The following is a 22,882-nucleotide window of genomic DNA, read 5'->3' as shown; positions in this document are numbered from 1 at the left end:
TATCCTTAAACAGAAACTCCAGTTAATCAGGCGTTACTTAAAGGCAATTGCAGTCATTCTTGAAAGTTACCGATGGGGTTCTACAATGACTTTAAAAGCATTTCCCACAGGCTATTAAAAGCAACTCAGATTTATCTTCACGACGCATATTATTCATTTGCGAATGATTAACAGATCAGGATATCTGCGACTATGGGTTTTTATTTTTCCAGATTTGAAGCGCGTCGCCCGCCAGAACCCCTTTGCACTCCCGGATGGGTAAAAAAGGCATGGCAAATATTGGCTGTGGCGGCGCTGATTCTGGGGGCAAATTATATTCGCTGGCGCTGGATGGAATCGCTGAATATGGATGCGCTGTGGTACGCCATTCCCCTTGTGCTGGCAGAGACGTTGGCATGGATTGGTACCGCGTTATTTACCATTAACCTGTGGCAGGAAAAGGATGTACCGGCGCAAAATCCACCGGCAGATATCAACGATTGTCATGGCGCAGAAGAAGCCATTGATTCCAGGCCAATCAAGGTGGATCTGTTTATTGCCACCTATTCCGAAGATGTCGAGCTGGTGCGCTTATCGATTCGCGACGCGCTTAACGTCACCTACCCTTGCCCGCTCGATTACCGCATTCATGTGCTGGATGACGGGCGGCGCGCTGAGATGAAAGCCGTCTGCGATGAAGAAGGCGTCAATTACATCACCCGGCAGAACAATATGGGCTACAAAGCCGGAAATCTGCGCAACGGACTGGAGCAAACCGACGGCGACTTTATTGTGATTTGCGATGCCGATACCCGCGTCTTTCCCACCTTGCTCAGCCATACGCTGGGCTATTTTCGCGATCCGGATGTCGCCTGGGTGCAAACCCCCCAATGGTTTTACGATCTGCCGGAAGGCGAACGGCTGCCGCGTTGGCTCGCACGCCGGACTGGCAAAGCCGGGTATGCGCTCGGCTGGACGCTGGAAAAAATTTGTGGCCCGGTCACCCTTGGCCGCGACCCGTTTTTCAACGATCCGCGCATGTTTTATGATGTCATTTTGCGCCGCCGCAACTGGGCAAATGCCGCGTTTTGCTGCGGTGCAGCGTCAATTCATCGCCGCGAAGCGGTGATGCAGGCGGCATTGCGCAGCTACGTGTGGAACGTCGATGCCGAAATCGACCGTCATACCCGTGATATTCGCGATCCGGCCATGCGTGCAGCGCTTCAGGAAGCGATGCGCCCGCATGTGATTTACGACACCGAACTGACGCCGTACAAATTCCACGTCTCGGAAGATATTTATACCTCCATTGTCCTGCATGGCGACGATGCACATCGCTGGCGTTCAGTCATGCATCCGCGTATCGAATCCAAAATGCTCTCACCGCAGGATATGCTGACCTGGATGATCCAGCGCTTTAAATATGCCGCTGGTTCGCTGGATATTCTGTTTCACGACAACATTTTTTCCCGCCGCCGCTTCAAGTTGTCGCTGCCTCAGACGCTGATGTACGCCACCACGTTCTGGTCTTATCTCGCCTGTATCTGGAATACCGTATTCCTGATTTCGCCCATTATTTATCTGTTTACCGGCATCCCCCCCGTCTCTGCGTGGTCCACGCCGTTTTATCTGCATTTCTTACCGTTTTTTATTGTTTCGGAGCTGGCGTTCATGTTTGGGACATGGGGTATTTCCGCCTGGGATGGACGGGCATCCTATCTCTCTTTTTTCTCGATGAATTTACGCGCCCTCGATACCGTTCTGCGTGGGGAGCAGATCAAATTCCACGTCACGCCCAAAGAGCGCCAGGCCGGGCGGTTTCTCTACCTTGTGAAGCCGCAAATCGCCATTGTGGTGCTGACACTGCTTGGCCTGCTATGGGGCGGGATTCAGGTGGCACGCGGCCAGGTGGATGACCCTTCAGGTTACGTGATCAACATTTTCTGGGGTGCGGTGAATATTGCCGCCATGCTGCCGCTAATCCTCGCGGCGATGTGGACGCCGCCCGATGAGGAGCCAACGCCATGAGAATGCGCGATGCGCTGCTGAACGCCCGCAGTTATATCACCATCCTGCTCGGTTTCCTGTTGGGCTTTGCCATCGTCGTTTGGGTGGAACGCCAGATGCCTACCCGCGTAGAGAGCACGTCCGGTCTGGCGCTGAGCAAAGCGTTTCCGCCGTTGCCCACCACGCGCGACTTAACCTTTAACGAAGCGATCTGGGCGCGGGTCGCCTGGCAATATTATGTCAATAACACCCAGCCAAACGGCCTGGCAAACGCCCGCGACGCCGAACCGTGGTTCAGCTTATGGAGCACCGGCAGCTATCTCTTCGCTGCCATGGCCGCACAGCGTCTGGACATTATCACCACCGGAGAGTTTGACGAGCGCATCACTGCCGCGCTGTTCAGCCTCGGTCAGTTACCCCTTAATGCGCAGGGAATACCCGCCAGTTATTACCACGCCGATACACTGAAAATCCTCGGCAAGGCGGAGAGTTCCGCCATCGGCATGGGACGCTTGCTGACGGCGCTGCAAACCCTGCTTTGGCACTACCCGCAGCACGCGGCGGAAATCCGCGATCTGTTTAATCAGTGGCAGACCGGCGCGCTGATTGAACGCGGCGAAATCACCCGCGCCTCACTGCCGGTACATCACTGGACACTGGCGACAGATGAACCGCGTAACAGCTTTGGTTACCGCCTGTACGCCAGCCACACGCTGCGTCTTATTGACAACGATGCGGGGCTAGCCGTCACCAATCCGCCGGAAGGCCAGGCGATGATTGATATCGACGGCGTTATGGTGCCCGACGAAGGGCTGCGCACGCCGTGGGGACGCCAGCCGTCGCTGGTGAGCCTGCCCTATTTGCTCACCGGACTGGAGACCGGTTTTGACGCGCAAAGCGCGGAGATCGCCTGGCGCATTATGCAAATTCAGCAGCGCCGCCACAGCTTGCAGGTTCGTAAACCCCCCATCAGCACCGATTATGCCGAGCCCGCGCCCGAATATGTTACCGAGCAGCCAAACCGCCAGCCGGACAATCAGAGCAGCGTCAGCAACGCCCCGCCAGAGCAGCGCGCTATCACCTCCACCCGCTCGGCGTTTGCGTGGTACGCCCTGTTTCGTAACACCTGGAGTGAAGCCCTGCGCGAACAGGTATTGACGTTGCAGGTTCCCGGTAAAGGCTGGCAGCAGGGGCTTAATCTCAACGCCAGTGTGAATAACGTTATTGACGCCGACACCAACGCCATCGTGCTTGAAAGCCTTTCGTTTATCGCGCACGGCCAGATGCTGTGCCTGAGCTGTATGAACACCACCGCCCGTCCAACCCCAGCAGCAGGAGCCACGCCATGAAGTTGATTTGTTTGACGCTTTTTCGCCGGTGGGCTGGCATTGTGGCTCTCGGGCTGGTGATGACCAGCGCCCAGGCCGCGCCGGGGTTGCCCGCGTCCGACTATCCGGTGCGCAGCGGCACGTTGACGGCACAGGAGATGAAGATTGCGAAAAACGCCTGGCAATACTTTGTCGCAAACTATCAGCCCACCACCGGGTTGGTGAACGCGGTTAATAAATACCCCTCCACCACCATGTGGGACAGCGCCTCCTATCTGGCCGCGCTGACGGCGGCGCGTGAACTGGGCATTATTGATAAAGCCGAGTTTGATCGGCGGTTAATCAAATTCCTCGCCACCCTCAATACCATCCAGTTGTTTCGCAATGAGCTGCCCAACAAGGTCTACAACACCATTAACGCACAGAAAGTGGACTACCTGAACAAACCCGGCGAGATTGGCTTCTCCGCGCTGGATATTGGCCGCATGCTGCTGTGGATGAAAATTATCAAAGAACGTTATCCGGAGTACGGCAACAGTATTGATAACGTCGTTCTGCGCTGGGATTTCAGCCATGTGGTCGACGGTTGCGGCACGCTGTATGGCGCGTATCTGGAGAACGGCCAGCCGAAATATGTTCAGGAAGGACGCCTGGGGTATGAAGAGTACGCCTCGGCGGGTTACCAGCTTTGGGGTTTTAATACCTGCCAGGCCAGCCGCCCGCAACCGTACGATCTGGCGGAGATCTACTGCGTGCTGGTGCCGTATGACTCGCGCGACTCGCGCCGAACCTTTCAGCATAACTACGTGGTGACAGAATCTTATCTGCTGTATGGCCTGGAGATGGGCTTTGATACCGCCGACGATCGCAGTAACACCAAAAACCACTATTCACATCCGTGGATGAAAAACTTCGCTGATCGCGTGTATCAAGCGCAGGAGAACCGCTACACCATTACCGGCATGCTGACAGCCCGCTCCGAGCATCAACTGGATAAAGCGCCTTACTTTGTTTACGACACGGTGTTCAGTGACGGCTTCAACTGGAACACCATTACCGACAAAGGCCAGTACGTGCCGGAAACCGCCGCCGTATCGCTAAAAGCCGCGCTGGGCATGTGGGTGCTGTGGAATTCGCCCTACACCGATCGGTTATTAAGCGTTATCGAAAACGCCAACGAAGAGGGCAAAGGCTACTACGAAGGGCTGTATGAGAACGGCAGCGGGCCGATTAAAGAGTTCACCGCCAACAACAACGGCATCATGCTTGAAGCCCTGATGTTTAAAAAGAGCGGCAAGCTGCTGCGCTTTAATACCGACAATCCGAAAGACAAGAATTTCGCCCCCTCGCTGTGGGAGAAAAAACTGGTCGATCTGTTTGAAGAAAACAATACCCGGCGCAACCGCCCGTTCCTGAACCCGACGTCCGCCGTGAAAAGCTGGTGTGAGCGGACCGGCACCGCCCTGCGCACAAAATCCAGTTGTCAGGCATGCCAGTGCGCGTCCTGTAATGCGGACGAGCCGGTGAAATTACCCCCGGTGGCGGCGTCATGCTTAAAACAGTAAGCCGCAAAGCCCTGGCCGCGCTGCTCGGTTTCTTGCTGGTTGCGCTGGCGCTGCTCGCCCTTGTTAAAGATGGCGGCGCGGGCTGGCGCTGGCTGAGCAAAGGCGGCTGGAACACCAGCGCGCGAATCAGTGCCCTGACCCCGGAGGAGCGCCAGTGGGCGCAAACAGCGTGGCGCTACTTCGTTAACAATACCCAGCCGCAAACCGGGCTGGTCAACGGCAGCGATAAACAGCCCCGCGCCACGCTCTGGCAGATGGGCGACACGTTAATTGCCCTGCTGGCCGCCAGAGAACTGGGGCTTTTGAAAGAAGATGAGTTCGATCATCGGCTGACGCAACTGCTCGGCACGCTGAACCGCCTCGCGCTGACCGATACCCGCACACCGGGCCGCCTCTACGCCACGCCAAACGCCTCGCTGGTGGATTTTAGCGGTCAGACGCAGCGAAACGGCTGGTCGGCGCGGGATATGGCGCGCCTGATGCTGGCCTTACGCCTCGTCAGCGAATGGGCGCCGCAATACCAGGAGTATCTGGATAAAATCGTTCTGCGCTGGAACTTCTGCCAGGTTATCGATCCCCACGGCGAACTCTGGTCCTCCTCCATTGAGAATGGCAAACCGGTGATCCGCGAGGAGCTGCGGCTCGGCGAAAGCGAATACGCGGCCACCGCCTTTCGTTTATGGGGTTTTGCGCCAGACCAGGCTTTCGCGCCGCCCGCACGCAACGTGATCATCCACCAGCGGGCGCTGGAAGTGGATGCCCGCGACCCGCGCACCACCTGGCAACCCTCGCTCATCTCCACACTGCCTTACATGCTGCCAGGGCTGGAGTTCGGCTGGCAACCGCCGGGCGTAGAGCGCGCCACCCGCAAGGCGTTACGTGAGCGGGCCAAACAGGTGTGGCTCACCCAACAAACGCGGTGGGAAAAAGAGAAAGTGCTTACCGCCAGGGCCGACTTCGCGCTTGGCCAGGCTCCGTGGCATGTTGACGACACGGTGTGGGGCAATGGTTACGCCTGGAACACACTGGGTGCCGACGGGAAATACTATCCGCGTCTGGCGCAGGTTTCCACCAAAGCGGTTTTCGCCCTTTGGGTGCTGTGGGACACCCCCTTTACCGATGCGCTAATGAATGTCAGCCGACGGATGAACGATGCACAGCGCGGCTGGTTTGAAGGTCGGGTAGAAGCCACCGGCGACTTTAACCGAACGATCACCCTGTCGACTAACGCCATGGTGCTGGAAAGCTTGTTTTATAAGGCACACGGCGGCCCACTATTCCGCAATGGATTAATCGATAACGGCAGCTATTTCAACCTGCAGGCGACTGATGTTTTCAGCGCGCCGGGACTCTGCTTACCCGGCGAGCGCCGGGTGGAGGTGAAAAAATGAAATTTTACCGCGATCTTTTTGAAGCCAGTCTGGGCCGCGTGTTCCCGCAGGATGACAAAAAGCCCTTTTTCAATGCTTTTTATGACGCCTTTGTGCGCATGTCGCCGGAAACCGAACGCCATTTTTTGCTCGGTAACGCCGAGCAAGGCCGTCAGCTTATATTTAAGAGCTTTTTTGCCATGCTGGCGGTGGATGGCTCCCTCTTCGTGCCCGATTTTCTGGAAAAACTTGCCCGCGACCAGAGCGACAGCGGCTTGCACCTGCCGCCCCGCTTTTTCGCCCTCTGGCGGCAAGCCATGCTTGATACCGTGCGCCAGCGCGATCCCCTGTGCGATGAAGAGATCCTCACTGCCTGGGCTATGGCGATAGCGCCTGGACTGGAATATCTTCGCCGTCAGGCGGAGCTGCACTACCAGGCGGGAGCGCAATCATGACCGCCGCCTCGCGCTTCGACCTCAACGCGCTACCGATTGCGGTGATGTTGTATGACGCGCAAGAACGGCTGGTGGCGTGGAATGACAAAATCGGCCAGTTTTACCCGTCGCTGGCCACCCGCCTGCAACCCGGCGTCACGCTGGAAGCGTTAGCCAGCCAGTTTATCGATACCGCCTTCAATACCGATCCTGCCCGGCGACAGGCGCTAAAAGAGTCGGTAATCCGCAACTGTCGGCTGGAAAGTCACTACGAGGTACGTCATCAAGGAGAACGACGCCTGTTTGTTCAACATCAATGTTTACCCGATGGCGGCATCATCAGCCTGCATACGGACATTTCACACCTCGATATGGCGCAGCGCGCACGCCAGGATCTGCACGCTGACTTTTTGCTGGCCGCGGAGTCGATTCATATCGGGATCTGGGACTGGCAAGTCTCGCCGGATATCCTCCAGCTCAGCGATACGCTGTTAAGCCTGGTGGGGCAACCGCGCGACAGTTGGCACCATAATGTCAACGCCATGCTTGGGCTGGTGCATCCGGCGGATCGCTTTCACCTGATCCGCACCGTGCTGCGCTCCCGCGCGCACCATTTTCCGGTGTTTGAATGCGAAATCCGTGTCCGTTATAAGCAGGATCAGTGGCGCTGGATGCTGCTCTCCGGCCAGGTTACCACCCTGAATTTGAGCGGCGCAATGGAGCGCGTGATTGGCACATTGCAGGATATCAACCGCCGCAAAGAAGCAGAGCTGCTCGCCATTGAAGCGGCCCATGTCGCCAGACAAGCGAACGAAGCCAAAAGCGCGTTTCTCGCCAATATGAGCCATGAAATCCGCACGCCAATGAACGGTATTCTCGGCATGACGCAACTGTGCCTTGAAACCCCGCTGAGCGCCGAACAGCGCGAATACCTGACGCTGGTGATGAGCTCGGCGCAATCTTTATTGCATATTATCAATGACATTCTCGACTTCTCGAAAATCGAAGCCGGGAAGATCCTGATTCATGACGAGGCGCTGGAGATACGCCCGTTTATCCAGTCGCTGATCCGCCCGCATATGCCTGCCGCCAGCGAAAAAGGGGTGGAACTGCTGGTCGATATTGACCCGCGCTTGCCAGAGGTGGTGCGAGGCGATAGCGTGCGGCTGCGCCAGATCCTGACCAATCTCATCAGCAACGCGCTGAAATTTACCCACCACGGTGAGGTATTGCTCGGAATTGAACCCGCCGGCAACGGCTCCCAGTGGCGGTTTCGGGTGCGCGATAGCGGCATTGGTATTCCCCCGGATAAACAGCAACTGATTTTCGAAGCGTTCAGCCAGGCGGACAGCTCCACCACACGCCGCTATGGCGGCACCGGGCTGGGGCTGACCATCTCCGCGCGGCTGGTGGCGATGATGGGGGGAAATTTAACGGTGACCAGTACGCCGGGCGTTGGGAGTGAGTTCGCCTTCACCCTGCCGCTGGCAAACTTGCCCGTGAGCGAAATGACAACGACAGAAGCGCACCAGTTTCACGGTGAACGGGTGCTGGTCGTCGATGATAACGCCACCAACTTACGCTTGCTGGAGGCCAAACTGATCGCCATGGGGCTGACGCCGGTCTGTATCAACAAACCGCTGGAAGCGCTGGCGCTGGCGGCGCAAATGCCGCCGTTTCCGCTGATCCTGCTGGATGCGCAAATGCCGGATATGGACGGCATCTCACTGGCGCTGGAACTCTCGGTGCTACCGGAAGCCAGCCAGAGCCGCATTATTATGCTCAGTTCCATGAATCGTCATTTCGACAGGAATATGCTCAAGCGCATTGGCATTGCGCACTATCTGCATAAACCGGTCGATCACAGCGAGTTGCAACAGGCCATCGCCTCCCTGTTGTTGCCGGTCAGCGTACCCACGCCCGCGCCCACGGTCAGCCCGGCTGCAGAACCCGCCGCTGCGCCGCCAACACTGCAGCAGAGCCTGCATGTTCTGCTGGCAGAAGATAACCTCGTCAACCAAAAGCTGGCCTACCGGCTGCTTGAGCAACTTGGGCATCGCTGCGAAATCGTCGCCGATGGCCAGGCCGCGCTTGAGCACTGGCAGGCCAGCCGTTGGGATGTGATTCTGATGGATCTGCAAATGCCGGGCATGGACGGTGAAACGGCTATTCGTCTGCTGCGAGAAGAAGAAGCCCGGCGCGGTGTGCCGCCACAGTTGGTGATCGCCATGACCGCCCATGCCATGCAGGGCGACAAAGCGCGCTGCTTCGAACTGGGTTTTGACGGCTATATCGCCAAACCCGTCACGCGTGAAGCATTGAATGCGGAACTGACCCGCGTAGTGGGAACCCCCTCGCCCCACGCCGCAGCGCAAATGGCAGCGGGAATGCCCAACGAAAGCGCCCTGCTTGAACAACTGGGCGGCGACAGGGCGCTACTGAACGAACTTATGACCATTTTCAGGGAAGGCCTGATGGAGCTCAGCGACGCCATTGAACAGGCGGTACGCTCCGGCGATCGTGAAACCGTGCGCCGCAGTGCCCATAAGTTGCGTGGAGAAGCCATCGCGCTTGATTTCCGGAGCCTGAGCCAGGTTCTCCAACAACTGGAAAGCCAGTCGCAAAGCCTGAGCGACGCGGAACTGGCGCGCCTGCTTGCGCCACTGCAACATGAGCGCCAGCACGCGCTCAACTGGTTACAAACGCGGGAGGCCTCATCATGAAACGTTACACCGTCACGTGCTTATTGTTTTTGTCAGCCTTCACCCAGGCGCATCCGACGCCGGTGAGCTGGTCGCTGGCGGGGCAATGGCGTGTGCATGATGCCAATCAGGCTGAATTTGACGGCATTCGCGCACCTGTCGGCGACTGGCGAAAATTAACGGTTCCGGCCAACTGGTATTCAGCCGGGTACGATCACCAGGGGGCAATGTGGTATCGACACGACTTCACCCTGCCCGCTCTTGCCCAGGATACGCTGGCAACGCTGGTGTTTGACGGAGTGGATTACTATGCCGATGTCTCGCTCAACGGCCAGCACCTGGCGCGCCACGAAGGGTACTTCCAGCGTTTTGCTGTCGATATTACCGACACAGTACGTCGCCATAATCGCCTGGCGGTGCGCGTCGACAGCCCATATGAAGATCCAAAAACGCTCTGGCCGCTGCACAAAAAGCTGATCAAAGGCGTGCTAAATCAGCACGACACCCGCCCCGGTGGCGCCTGGTCACCGCATGGTCAGGATGCCAACTCTGGCGGCATCTGGTCGCCGGTGCGTCTGCACCTGAGCCGGGGCGCCGTGATCGACGAGATTATTCTGCGCCCGGACTGGCAAAACGGCCTGGCGAACCCTGCCTTACGCGCAGAGATCCGCTACCGGTCGCGCAACCGCGGGCCCGCAACGCTGAAGCTGCTTGCCGAACCCGCGAATTTTAACGGTCGTGCATTCCGCCTTGAACAGGCTGTGACCCTGAATGCCACCGGCGGGGAAACCGCAACGATGACGGTGAGGCTGCCCATGGCAGGCGCAAAGCTCTGGTGGCCCGCCAGTCTGGGTAAACCGAATCTCTACCAGGTGCGTGTCACCCTCGCGGACGATCGCGGCGTAATGGATAGCGCTAAAAGCCGAACCGGGCTGCGTAAGGTAGAAGAACAAGCGGATAACCGTGGCTGGCTTATTAATGAAAAACGGCTGTTTATCAAAGGAACCAACTACATCGGTTCGCCGTGGTTGAGCACCATGGACGCGGAGAAATATCGGCGTGACCTGCGCATGGTGCTGGCAATGAACGCCAACGCCATTCGCGTGCATGGTCATGTAGCCAACCGCCCGCTTTACCAGGTTGCCGACGAACTGGGGCTGATGCTCTGGCAGGATGTGCCGCTGCAATGGGGATATGACGACAGCGCGGCCTTTGCCGATAACGCCGCGCGACAAACCCGCGAGATGGTCGAGCAGTTTGGCAATTCGCCGTCCATCATCGTCTGGGGCGGGCATAACGAACCGCCGTGGAACTCCCCCTGGATGGAAAAACGCTTTCCCGACTGGCATAAAGATCTGAACCAAACGCTGACCGCGCGCGTGGCAGACACGCTGGCCAAAGATAATTCGCGGATCGTACATCGTTTTTCCGCCGTCGAAGAGCACTACTGGCAAGGCTGGTATTTCGGCGTGATGCGCGATCTGCTCGCCCCGGCGAAAACCGGCATTATCACCGAGTTTGGCGCGCAGGCGCTGCCGCGCCTTGCCACACTGAAAACCATTATTCCCGCTTCTCTACTGTGGCCTGCAACCACGGCGGCGGACGATGCTGGCTGGGTGAAGTGGAAATACCATAACTTCCAGCCGTTTCAGACCTTTAAATTTGCCAATATCCCGCGCGGCGAGGATTTGCAAACGTTTATTGAAAATACCCAGCAATACCAGGCGCAGCTTGTCGCGATGGCGGCGGAAAGCTATCGTCGTCAACGCTATCAGCCTGTGACTGCCCTGTTCCAGTTCATGTTTGTCGAAACCTGGCCGTCGATAAACTGGGGCGTGGTGGATTATTTACGCCATCCGAAAGCCGGGTATTACGCACTGCAAAAAGCCTATCAGCCGTTGTTACCCTCCATTGAACCGGTCAGCGCGCAGTGGCAGCGCGGAAAACCCGCCACGCTACGTCTGTGGGCGGTAAATGATACCTATACCCCCTGCGAAGATTGCACGCTGAAATGGCAAGTAACACAGCGCGACCGCCCGCTTTTGACCGGGCAAAAACAGCAGACGCTGGCGGTGGATAGCGGCGTGAAAATCGCCGATCTGACGGTGACGCCTGACAGTACCGGCGTGCTGACGGTGACTTATCACATCTTCGATGCAACAGGAAAAAAAGTGGCGGAAAACGCCTGGCAAACGGAGGTCGGTGAGGCCACAAACTGACCTATATAACGCGCCAGGCAAGCATGTCGCCTGGCGCATCACTGCTACGGACGACGGAACAGCACGATACTGCGCCCTTCGAGTTCGAAATCCTTCTCTTTGGTAATAACAACCCCGCGTTTCGCGCTATCGGCGGTGGTCAGCTCCAGCACCCAACCGCCTTCGCCGAACTGCGGAATGCGAAACGGCACCGTGCCTTCAAACGGGTTAAACAGCATCAGCACGTCATGCCAGATCCCCTCTTCTTCCTGCAAATCCGGGCGTCCGATATAAACGCCGAGCGTCGTACCTTCATCCCACTGCTCCGGTAACTGCTCGCCGCCACCGGCGTTGTACCAGCGGATCTCCATGCCATCGCGCCAGTTTTCACGCCGCAGGATCGGCTGTGATGCCCGCAGCGCAATAACATGACGGGTAAATTCACGCAGCGCTTCCCCGTTGCCGCTGTGCGGTGCGTCCCAGTCGATCCACGAGATTTCGCTGTCCTGGCAGTAGCCATTGTTGTTGCCCTGCTGGGTGCGGCCAAACTCATCCCCGGCCAGCAGCATTGGCGTGCCGTGGGAGAAAAACAGCGTCGCAAGGAAGTTACGTTTTTGCCGTTCGCGCACGGTGTTGATGCCTTCGTCGTCGGTCACCCCTTCCGCGCCGTAGTTGTAGGAGCGGTTGTCATTGTGACCGTCGTTATTGTCTTCGCCGTTGGCTTCATTATGTTTTTCGTTGTACGACACCAGGTCATTCAGCGTAAAACCGTCGTGGGCAGTAATAAAATTCACGCTTGCCCACGGGCGACGCCCGCGCTGATCGTACAGATCACCGGAGCCCAGCAGGCGGGCGGCAAAGTCCGTCGAGACGTTATCGCCCTTCCAGTATTCACGCAGCGTGTCGCGGTATTTATCGTTCCACTCCGCCCAGCCCGGCGGGAAACCGCCCACCTGATAACCACCGGGGCCGATGTCCCACGGTTCGCCAACCAGTTTCAGCCTGGATAACAGCGGATCCTGCGTCATGGCATCAAAAAAGCCGCCGCGCTGGTCGAACCCTTCCGGCTCGCGCCCGAGGATGGTGCCCAGATCGAAGCGAAAACCGTCGATATGCATCGATTCTGCCCAGTAACGCAGCGAATCCATCACCATCTGCAATACGCGCGGGTGCGACGTGTTCACCGTGTTGCCGGTGCCGGTATCATTAATGTAGTAACGGTGCTGATCCGGCAATGTGCGGTAATAAGAGAAGTTATCGATACCTTTAAACGACAGGGTTGGCCCCAGTTCGTTGCCTTCTGCCGTGTGGTTATAAACCACATCGAGGATCACTTCGATACCGGCATCGTGAAACGCCCGCACCATATCGCGAAAGCCCTGAATGCCGCGCGGCCCGTAATAACGCGACGCCGGGGCGAAGAAACCAAGCGTGTTATAGCCCCAGAAGTTACGCAGCCCCTTATCGAGCAAATGCTGGTCGTCCGGGAACCAGTGAACCGGCAGCAGTTCGACAGAGGTAATACCGAGGCTTTTGATGTACTCCACCGAGGCCTTATGTCCCATCCCTTCAAACGTGCCGCGCAGTTCCGGCGGCAGCGCCGGATTAAGCTGGGTGAAGCCTTTCACATGGGTTTCGTAGAAAACCGTACGTGGCCAGGGAATATTCGGCCGTGCGCCGTCCTGCCAGTCGAACGCGTGGGGATCGATAACCCGGCACTTGGGCGTAAACGGCGCGCTGTCCTGGGTATCAAAGGTCAGATCTTTATCTTCATGGCCTAAATCATAAGCGTAATGGGCCGCATTCCACTCGATATCCCCGACCAGTTCGCGGGCATAAGGGTCAATCAATAATTTATTCGGGTTAAACCGGTGGCCGTTTTCCGGCTCAAACGGGCCATGCACCCGGTAGCCGTATAACGCGCCGGGTTGCAGGCCTGGCACATAACCGTGCCAGATCTCGTGCGTGTTTTCCGGCAGATCAAACCGGGCGATCTCCTGCTTGCCATCGGGCGCGTATAAACAGAGCTCCACACGATGCGCATGCGCTGAAAAAAGGGCAAAGTTAACGCCCTCACCGTCGTAATTCGCACCGAGTTGCTGGCCGTGCCCCGCCGTAATGTAAAACTGTTTTCCGTCAGACATTGCTTCCCCTTGATCGCCTGTAAAGTCTCACCAGACATAACGATTGATGAACCGCACCCTTTTCTTCGCAATCATGCACTGACCAGTACCGCAAAGGTGAAACCGCCTATCGATCGCAGATTCACTTTGTCGGTGAGAAAAACCTCCTCTGAGCTGAGTATGTCCCGGTAACGCCGATTCGCCAGTTCCGCCGGCAGGGCAATATTGGCGCCCGCCAGGCTGCCGTCGATGGCATCGAACAGCAGACGCGGGGCGAGCACAATTAACGCATCCTCGTTTTGCACGCGCGCAAAGGCGATCAGGTGCTCCGCCTCTTCACCCGCAATGGTCAACGGCAGATAAGCGCCCCGGCGGAACAACGACGGCATCTGCTGGCGTAAATGCAGCAGCCGGTAGATGAAAAATTGCTTTAACTGCCCGCTCGACCAGCTCTCCTGCGAATGCGGATCGGCCTGCTCTTCGTCTACCAGCAGGCGCTCAAGCTCGGCGTAATCCGGTTCCAGCCGGTTATCCGGGTCGACCAGGCTGAAATTGAGCGCTTCGCTGCCCTGATAAATATCCGGTACGCCGGGTGCCGTCAGTTTGATCACCGTTTGCGTCAGGCTATTGACCAGCCCGGCGCGAATAAAGGGCTGTAGCGAGGCGGTAAAATCGGTCAAAAACTCGCGATTCTCCGGCGACAACAAATGACGCACGTAATCAAGCACCGCCTGTTCATAGGCGTCGTTAGTCTCGATCCAGTCGGTACGCTGTTTCGCTTCGCGCAGCGCTTTTTCAACAAACGCCACAAACCGCTCTTCCAGCGCACGCAAACCTTCCACGTCATCGGCTTGTAAGTTGACCGGCCAGACGCCCGCCAGCGCCTGATAGATCATCCACGCCACCATCGGTCGCGGGGCGTGTCCATCGTCCAGCAGTTGCACTTTGCTATGGTTCATCTGCCGCCAGCGCGCCACGCAATCGGCCCAGCGTTCGGGCGCTTCCGTCAGGGTATAGAGCCGCGCCCTGGCGTCTTCCCCGCGTTTGGTGTCATGGGTTGAGGTGCCGGAAAGCGCATCCGGCTGGCGCTCAAGCCGGGTTTGCATCTCTGCGTGGAAACGATCGAGCGAAAAGGTGCGCGGTAGTGGCTCCGCGCCGACTTCATTAAGCGCCAGATCGACATGCTGGCGGAAAAAGAGCGTATCTTCGACGGATTTCGCCATCAGCGGGCCGGTAAGCTGCTGAAAGCGGGTACGAAAACGTGCCGCCGCACCGAGCGCGCTTTTCGCGACATCGCCGACTAAAATGCGGCGCACAAAATCGAGCGCGGCAGCATCCGGCGCATACGGGCTGCGCTGAACGCTCTCCACCACCTTGTTTAACAGCGCGGTGTCAGCCTCCGGTAGCCCCTGTTCCGTGCCATAGGTGCGATAAACCGGGAAGGCGATCAGCAGTTCACGCAGCGCCTGGCGTACCGCGTCCTCCTGCGGCACCGGGATTTCCGCGTGACCAATAGTGAGTGCCAGCGACACCAGCACGCTGAATTCGCCGTTAAAGTTACGATCGACCATCAGCAGCTTGGCGTCGCGCAGCTCCTCGCGCATATTCACGCGCCGCCCGGCAACGCTGTCGTAGGCTTTGCGCAGGTTAGCGAGCTTGGCGTCATCGACCAGCACATCCGACAGCGCAGCGATAAATTCATACCCGGTGGTGCCGGACACCGGCCAGTCCGCCGGAAGATGCTCGCCTTTGCCGAGGATCTTCTCCACCGTGAGGTAACACTCAGGCCCCACCTTCTGGCGTAAGCGCGTCAGGTAACCCTGCGGATCGGCCAGCCCGTCAACGTGATCGATTCGCAAACCGTCCACCGCGCCGCTGTGCACCAGCTCAAGGATCAGCCGGTGCGTATCATCAAATACCGCTTCATCTTCCACGCGCACGCCAACCAGGCCGGTGATTTCAAAAAAGCGCCGGTACGAGAGGTCATTCGCCGCATCGCGCCAGCTCATTAACCGCCAGGGCTGCTGCGCATGAATTTCAGCGATTAGCGTGTGGTCGGTCTCGCCGATGAGTGCCTGCTCCCGCCCTTGCCAGCTCTCTGCCACCAGCGGATAAAAATTGTCGTAATAGGCCAGCGCCGGTTCACCGGTCAGCGGATCGGCTTTGATCGCCAGCTCGCCGTTTGCAAGCACGGTGTCAAAATCATCGCCGAGAAACGGCAGCGTCAGCCGCCGCGACCAGTCGATGTCGAAATGGTGGGCATACGGGCTTTTCTCGCCTTTGGCTATCACATCGCGCCACCAGGCGTTTTCCAGCGAGGCGGCCATATGGTTTGGCACAATATCCAGAATCAGCCCCAGCCCGGCGTTTTTTAACGCACTCACCAGCCGGTCAAACCCGCCGCGCCCGCCAAGCGTCGGATCGATCTCATTGGCGTTAGTGACGTCATAACCGTGGGTGGAGCCGCTGGCGGCGGTAAAAATGGGCGAGGCGTAAAGGTGGCTGATGCCCAGATGTTTAAGATACGGAACCAGCGCCGCGGCGCGATCAAACGTCATTCCGTTACGAAACTGCAAGCGGTAAGTGGCGGTTGGCGTATTCACATTCCCTCTCCCAAAGCCAGACGAACAATGAACGCGTTCGGCGGTAAGTCATCCTGCCCGCGCGGCCAGGCCACCAGCGTTTTGCCGGGGAGTTCCGGCAACGGTTGCGAGGCTTCGCCAATATTGAGCGCCAGCGATAATGTCCCCTGCGGGAAGCGCCAGCGGACCGCGATAAACCCCGGCGCGGTGGCGATCACTTCCCCATTTTGCCGCGGTGCATTTGTCAGCAGCGGCACCACATATTTCTGGCGCAGCGTCAGCCAGTCGCGGGTTTGCGTCAGCCAGCGCTGGCCGGTCTCCTGCTGCGTTTTCGCCCAGTCCAGTTGTGAACGGGTAAAGGTTTCAGGCGCGTTCGGATCGGGAACCGCTTCCCCCTCATGTCCCGCATGGCCCTGGAATTCGCGCGCGCGCCCTTCACGCACGGCGCGCGCCAGATCACCGTGAAAATCGGTAAAGAACAGGAAAGGATTGGTTTCGCCATACTCTTCGCCCATAAACAGCAGCGGAATATGCGGGGAAAAGAGCAGCGCGCCGAGCAGCACGCGCGTTCTCTCCTCGCCCGCCAGCGAGATGAGCCGCTCGCCCTGGGCGCGGTTACCGGTCTGATCGTGGTTCTGGATAAAATCGACAAACGCCACCGGCGGCTGGTTGCGGCTGTCCACTCCGCGCGGTTCACCGGTTGACGGGGCAACTTCCCCCTGAAACGCGAACCCTTCAGTTAACGCGCGCGCCAGCCACACTTCAGGCTTATCCGCAAAATCCTGGTAATAGGCATGGGTTTCGCCGGTGGCAAACACATGCGCGGCATTGTGCAGATCGTCATTCCACTCGGCGGTAAAAAGCGGCGAACGCCCATCCGGCTCACGCGGATGCAGCGCAATAATATTGCGGCAATCTTCGGTGGTCAGATGCACCGGCCGGTCGGTGATCTCCTCGCGAATACGGCGGGCAATCTCCACCAGCACCGGCGGCTCGGCGCTGTCTTCAATCTGATCGATGGCATCAAACCGCAGCCCGTCCAGGTTGTATTCGTTGAGCCAGTAGAGCGGCGCTTCAACGATATAACGCCGCACGGCGTCAACGTCGTACGCGATGCCTGGCCCCCACGGCGTCTGGCGTTCGGCGTGGAAAAAATCCGGCGACAGCGCGGGCAAATAGTTGCCTTCCGGGCCAAAGTGGTTGAGCACAATATCCAGCACCACTGAAAGGCCGTAGCCATGAGTCGCGTCGATAAAGGCTTTAAAATCATCCGGCGTGCCGTAAGCCGAGTGCGGCGCATAAAGCAGCACGCCGTCATAGCCCCAGCCGCGATTGCCGCCAAACTGGGAAACGGGCATCACTTCTATCATGGTGATGCCGAGTTGCGCGAGGTGCGGCAATTTTTCCATCGCCGCGCGAAACGTTCCCTGCGGGGTGAATGTCCCGATATGCAGCTCATAGACTACGGATTCTGCCCACGGGCGGCCCTGCCACTGCGGGTGTTGCCAGACGTAATGATCCGGGTCGACGACCAGTGAAGGACCGTTAACGTCGGCGGCCTGCGCGCGCGAGGCGGGATCGGGAACCGCCATGCCGTTGCTCAGAAGAAACTGGTACGCCGTACCAGCGGCGATATTATCGACGGTCAGTTCAAACCAGCCGTCATCAAGGCGTTGCATTGGCAATTCGCCAGCCGGTAAACGCAGTGAAACCTGCTGCTGCCCGGTGGCCCATAACCGAAAACGCACGCGACCATTCGCGAGGTATTCGGCTCCCCAGCTTTTACAAAACGATTTCGACGCCATGCAATTACCTCTCCACGATGTCACGAAGAACAATCATAGTCGATAATCTGCAAAGCCATTGGCGGGCCGCCCGGTCATGCACGCGCATACCGGGCGGTGAGTTGCGTTACTGCTGTTGTTTTTCTTCTGCGGTTTCGACTTCGCGATACCAGCGCGGATGGTGCTTCTTCGCCCAGCGGCGGCTCACGTTGCCTTCAATCATGCCTTTGATCGAACCTTTCACCCAGAACGCCATATACATGTGCACCAGGATGGCGAGCATCAGGATAATGGCGCTGGTGGCATGCGCCAGCAAACACCAGCGAATCAGCCAGATGGGGAAAAAGTGGGCAAAGTACGGTCGCCAGATCACCACGCCCGTCGCCAGCAGCAGCGAAATCATGCTCATGATGGTCCAGAACATCATTTTTTGCCCGGCGTTATATTTGCCGACATCGGCCACCTTGTGCTCGTTGCCTTTTAGCACCTCAACAATGTTTTTCAGCCACGGCAGATCTTTCTTGTCCGGAATGTTGTGGTGCACAAAGCGCACGAACATAAACATCAGGATCAGAAAGATCAGCACGCCAAAGAACGGATGCAGAATGCGTCCCATCTGCGGCGTGCCGAAGGTTTGCGTCAGCCAGTGCAGCGTCGGGAAAAAGAGCGCGATACCGGATAACGCCACCAGGAAAAAGCAGATCACCACCGTCCAGTGGCACGCCCGGTCGATAAATTTGGTGCGCAGGATCATTTTGCTTTTATTCATGGTCGTGCTCCTCTTCATCGTCATCCGTCTCTTTGTTCGGCCCCACCCCGATGTAGTGGAACAGCAGACCGGCAAAGGTGGCGATAAACCCGGCGGCGGAGAGCGGCTTGAGAATGCCTTTCCACAGAGTAACCGGCACATCGATTTTCGGTTCCGCAGGCAGGTGGTGGTACAGCCCCGGCTGGTCGGCATGATGCAGCACATACATCACATGCGTACCGCCCACGCCCTGCGGGTTGTATACCCCCGCGTTGACGTAACCGCGTTTTTGCAACTGCGCCACGCGCTGCTCGCCAAGCTCCAGCATTTCGGCTTTGGTACCAAAATGAATCGCCCCGGTCGGGCAGGTTTTCACACACGCGGGCTCCTGGCCGACGCTGACGCGATCGACACAGAGCGTGCATTTGTAGACCCGGTTATCGTCCGGGTTGAGGCGCGGCACGTTGAACGGGCAACCGGCAATGCAGTAGCCGCAGCCAATGCAGTGCTCCGACTGGAAATCGACAATCCCGTTGGCGTACTGAATGATCGCGCCCGCCGACGGGCAGGCTTTCAGGCAGCCCGGCTCCGCGCAGTGCATACAGCCATCTTTGCGGATCAGCCACTCCAGCTTGCCGTTTTGCGTGGTCTCGCTAAAGCGCATCACCGTCCAGGATTTGGCGCTTAAATCGAGCGGGTTGTCATACACCCCGGCGCAATACCCCACCTCATCGCGGATATCGTTCCACTCGGAACAGGCCACCTGACAGCCTTTACAGCCGATACAGGTGGACACATCAATCAGCTTTGCCACTTCGGCCCGGAAATCCCGTGCCTGCGGCGGCGGCGTAAAACCGTTGGTCGCTGAACGTTTAATAATGTCTTGTGATTGCATGGACATGGTTTCGCTTCCTTACGCCTTCTCAATATTGACCAAAAACGCCTTGTACTCCGGCGTCTGCGAGTTAGCGTCGCCCACCGATGGTGTCAGCGTGTTAGCAAGGAAGCCTTTACGCGTGGCCCCTTCAAAACCCCAGTGGCACGGAATGCCTACAGTGTCGACCCGACGACCGTCAATGGTCAGGGTTTGCAAACGCTTCGTGACCACCGCTTTGGCTTTGATAAAGCCGCGTTTCGACATCACCTTCACGTCATCGCCGGCGAGAATGCCCTTCTCTTTTGCCAGCGCTTCGCCAATCTCAACGAACTGATCCGGCTGCGCGATGGCATTAAGGCGGGCATGTTTCGTCCAGTGGCGGAACAGCTCGGTTATTGAGTAGGTGGTGGCGACATACGGGAAAGCATCCGCTTTGCCCATATTGGCGTTGTCGGCGGCGAAAATACGCGCTACCGGGCTGGAAACCACTTCCGGGTGCAGCGGGTTGGTGCCAATTGGCGATTCAATCGGCTCGTAGTGTTCCGGGAACGGGCCGTCGTTCATCTTGTCGATGGAGAACAGGCGCGCCACGCCTTCCGGGTTCATGATAAACGGCCCGACATTGCTGCCTGGCGCAGCCTGGCTGTAATCGGCAACGTCCATACCTGTCCAGCGCTGACCATCCCAGTGCAGCAGTGCGCGCTTCGCATCCCACGGTTTACCCGCCGGATCGGCAGAGGCGCGGTTGTAAAGAATGCGGCGGTTCGCCGGCCATGACCACGCCCAGCCCGGCGTACAGCCCAGCCCGTACGGATCGCTGTTATCACGGTTCGCCATCTGGTTTCCGCGCTCCGTCCAGCTACCGCAGTACACCCAGCAGAAGCTGCTGGTGGAGCCGTCATCGCGCAGTTGCGCAAAGCTGCTTAACTGCTCGCCTTTTTTGGCAATCAGCGTGCCTTTGTCGTCATACAGATCGCGCAGCGCTTTACCGTTGGCTTCGCGGGCCACCTCTTCCGGATGCGGATCGTACGGATCGTTATAATCCCAGGACATGTTCAGCAGCGGTTCCGGGTTAGCTCCGCCTTCGGCCTGATACAACTCGCGCAGGCGCATAAACAGGCGTCCCAGGATTTTGGCGTCGTGCAATGCCTCTCCCGGCGGCTCGGCGGCGGCCCAGTGCCATTGCAACCAGCGCCCGGAGTTGGCGATGGAACCGTCCTCTTCAGCAAAGCAGGAGGATGGCAGACGGAACACCTCGGTCTGAATTTCCGCCGGATTGACGTCGTTCATCTCACCGTGGTTCTGCCAGAAGGTGGAGGATTCAGTCGCCAGCGGATCGATAACCACCATGTATTTCAGTTTCGCCAGTGCGCGTGATGACTTGTTCTTATCCGGGAAAGCCGCCAGCGGGTTGAACCCCTGCACGATATAACCGTTGATTTTGCCTTCGAGCATCAGTTCGGCCTGGGTCATCACATCGTAGAGACGATCCCATTTCGGCAGCCAGTCGTAACCCCAGTTGTTCTCCGCCGTGGCGCGATCGCCCCAGAAACTCTTCATCATGCTGATGAAAAACTTCGGCGTGTTCTGCCAGTAGTTCACTTCGTTCACCCCCAGCGACGGCGGGGTGATTTGCGAAATATAGGTCTGGTAATCCGGCTGTTTCTCTGACGGCAGCGGCATATAACCCGGCAGGTTGGTCGACAGCAGGCCTAAGTCGGTATAGCCCTGAATATTCGAGTGGCCCCGCAGCGCGTTCACGCCGCCGCCCGCCATACCGATATTACCGAGCAGCAGTTGCAGCATCCCCGCCGCGCGAATGATCTGCGCCCCGGCCGAGTGGTGCGTCCAGCCCAGCGCATAAAGAATGGTAGCGGTACGGTTCGGCACGCTGGTGCTGCCGAGCACCGAGCAGACATGGGTGAAATCTTTTACCGTGGTGCCGCACAGGCGGCTGACCATTTCCGGCGTATAACGCGCAACGTGGGCTTTCAGCAAGTTCCACACGCAGCGCGGATGGCTCAGCGTCTCGTCGCGCAACGCATTGCCCTGGGCGTCGAGTTGGTAGAACCAGCTTGATTTGTCGTACTGGCGTTTTTGCGCGTCGTAGCCGCTGAACAGGCCGTCGTTAAAGGCGTAATCTTCGCGAATAATCAGGCTGGCATTGGTGTAGTGGCGCACATATTCATGCTGAATCTGGTCATGTTCAATCAGATAGCGGATCGCGCCAAGCAGAAACGCGGTGTCGGAACCGGCGCGGATCGGCGCATAGAAATCGGCCACCGCCGCACTGCGGTTAAAGCGCGGATCGACGACCATCACGGTGGCGTTGTTTTTGGTTTGCGCTTCCACCACCCACTTAAAGCCGACCGGGTGCGCTTCGGCGGCGTTACCGCCCATGATCAGCACCACGTTGGCGTTTTTGATGTCCACCCAGTTGTTGGTCATCGCGCCGCGGCCAAAGGTCGGTGCCAGCGCGGAAACGGTCGGGCCGTGGCACAACCGCGCCTGACAGTCGATCGCCACCATGCCCAGCGCGCGGGTAAATTTGCCGTCAAGAATGCCGGTCTCATTACTGGCGGCCGAAGAACAGAGCATGCCGGTGGTGGTCCAGCGATTGACCGTTACGCCCTGCGCATTTTTTTCAATAAAGTTTTCATCGCGATCTTTTTTCATTAACCGCGCGATTTTATCAATTGCTTCATCCCAGCTAATTCGCTGCCATTTATCGGAACCCGGCGCGCGATATTGCGGATGTAATAAACGATTTTCGCTGTGAATATAGTCCAGGACGCCAGCGCCTTTCGGGCACAATGACCCCCGGCTCACCGGATGATCGGCGTCGCCTTCAATGTGATAAATACTTTCACTGACATTTTTCGCATTATCACCGAGGCTGTACATCAGCATGCCGCAGCCGACTGAACAATAGGTGCAGTTATTTCGCGTCTCTTTTGCTTTTAAGAGTTTATATTGACGGGTTTCCGCGTGAACGGAAAAAGAAGATAAAAATCCGAGAGATGCGACAGTGCTTCCTGCCAGACCGCCCGCGCAGATCCGAAAGAACTGCCTCCGGTTGAGCTCCATTTGTCCTCCAGCTTAAACTTAAGACATGAAAAGGGACGGAGATTATAAGGATATTCTCAACACTTAACCATTATCCATTTATGGTTATTTTTGCGGGT

13 protein-coding genes are annotated in these 22,882 nt (G+C 57.9%); 7 read left to right on the top strand and 6 right to left on the bottom strand.

The window, feature by feature from the left end; all coding sequences use genetic code 11:
• The first annotated feature begins 192 nt into the window (after window positions 1-192).
• Genes O3S68_RS05285 through O3S68_RS05255 form a run of 7 tightly spaced genes read left to right on the top strand, consistent with a single transcriptional unit; the run spans window position 193 to window position 11,604 of the window.
• Entirely contained in the window at window positions 193-2,007 is a 1,815-nt protein-coding gene (locus O3S68_RS05285) for a glycosyltransferase family 2 protein (protein ID WP_045508456.1), read from the top strand.
• Window positions 2,004-3,335, top strand: a complete 1,332-nt coding sequence (locus O3S68_RS05280) for a DUF3131 domain-containing protein (RefSeq protein WP_269230961.1) — start codon at window positions 2,004-2,006, stop codon at window positions 3,333-3,335. The genes O3S68_RS05285 and O3S68_RS05280 overlap by 4 nt, the downstream gene beginning before the upstream one ends.
• Window positions 3,332-4,879 carry a DUF3131 domain-containing protein gene (locus O3S68_RS05275; RefSeq protein ID WP_045508460.1) on the top strand — a complete coding sequence of 516 codons (1,548 nt, stop codon included), beginning with the start codon at window positions 3,332-3,334 and terminating at the stop codon, window positions 4,877-4,879. Before O3S68_RS05280 ends, O3S68_RS05275 begins: the two co-directional genes overlap by 4 nt.
• Window positions 4,864-6,270: a DUF3131 domain-containing protein gene (locus O3S68_RS05270; RefSeq protein WP_269230960.1), complete on the top strand. Its 1,407-nt coding sequence runs from the start codon at window positions 4,864-4,866 to the stop codon at window positions 6,268-6,270. The genes O3S68_RS05275 and O3S68_RS05270 overlap by 16 nt, the downstream gene beginning before the upstream one ends.
• A complete protein-coding gene (locus O3S68_RS05265; RefSeq protein ID WP_016496113.1) occupies window positions 6,267-6,704 on the top strand; it encodes a globin in 438 nt (145 codons plus the stop codon). The genes O3S68_RS05270 and O3S68_RS05265 overlap by 4 nt, the downstream gene beginning before the upstream one ends.
• Entirely contained in the window at window positions 6,701-9,406 is a 2,706-nt protein-coding gene (locus O3S68_RS05260; RefSeq protein ID WP_269230959.1) for a response regulator, read from the top strand. Before O3S68_RS05265 ends, O3S68_RS05260 begins: the two co-directional genes overlap by 4 nt.
• Window positions 9,403-11,604, top strand: a complete 2,202-nt coding sequence (locus tag O3S68_RS05255; RefSeq protein WP_269230958.1) for a glycoside hydrolase family 2 protein — start codon at window positions 9,403-9,405, stop codon at window positions 11,602-11,604. Before O3S68_RS05260 ends, O3S68_RS05255 begins: the two co-directional genes overlap by 4 nt.
• Before the next feature lie 44 nt (window positions 11,605-11,648).
• Here O3S68_RS05255 and glgX read toward each other — a convergent pair whose 3' ends face one another.
• The 6 genes from glgX to fdnG all read right to left on the bottom strand — a co-directional run bounded on the left by glgX (window position 11,649) and on the right by fdnG (window position 22,784).
• Window positions 11,649-13,727, bottom strand: a complete 2,079-nt coding sequence (gene glgX / locus O3S68_RS05250; protein ID WP_016496116.1) for a glycogen debranching protein GlgX — start codon at window positions 13,725-13,727, stop codon at window positions 11,649-11,651.
• 71 nt (window positions 13,728-13,798) lie between these two features.
• Window positions 13,799-16,309 (bottom strand): malto-oligosyltrehalose synthase, encoded by a 2,511-nt coding sequence (treY, locus tag O3S68_RS05245; RefSeq protein ID WP_269230957.1) that lies wholly within the window; start codon window positions 16,307-16,309, stop codon window positions 13,799-13,801.
• The gene (treZ, locus tag O3S68_RS05240) at window positions 16,306-18,093 is read right to left on the bottom strand and encodes a malto-oligosyltrehalose trehalohydrolase (protein ID WP_269230956.1); all 1,788 of its coding nucleotides are present in this window, start codon (window positions 18,091-18,093) and stop codon (window positions 16,306-16,308) included. Before treZ ends, treY begins: the two co-directional genes overlap by 4 nt.
• 106 nt (window positions 18,094-18,199) lie before the next feature.
• Complete coding sequence (fdnI, locus tag O3S68_RS05235; protein WP_269230955.1) at window positions 18,200-18,841, bottom strand: formate dehydrogenase-N subunit gamma; 642 nt, start codon at window positions 18,839-18,841, stop codon at window positions 18,200-18,202.
• Window positions 18,834-19,721: a formate dehydrogenase subunit beta gene (gene fdxH / locus O3S68_RS05230; RefSeq protein ID WP_269230954.1), complete on the bottom strand. Its 888-nt coding sequence runs from the start codon at window positions 19,719-19,721 to the stop codon at window positions 18,834-18,836. The genes fdnI and fdxH overlap by 8 nt, the downstream gene beginning before the upstream one ends.
• Window positions 19,722-19,733: 12 nt before the next feature.
• Window positions 19,734-22,784: a formate dehydrogenase-N subunit alpha gene (fdnG, locus tag O3S68_RS05225; RefSeq protein ID WP_269230953.1), complete on the bottom strand. Its 3,051-nt coding sequence runs from the start codon at window positions 22,782-22,784 to the stop codon at window positions 19,734-19,736.
• Window positions 22,785-22,882 lie beyond the last annotated feature (98 nt).

This window comes from Kosakonia sp. SOY2, from assembly GCF_027109175.1.
In the GTDB taxonomy this organism is placed as follows: domain Bacteria; phylum Pseudomonadota; class Gammaproteobacteria; order Enterobacterales; family Enterobacteriaceae; genus Kosakonia.
This window is presented reverse-complemented; position numbering and strand designations above follow the sequence as displayed.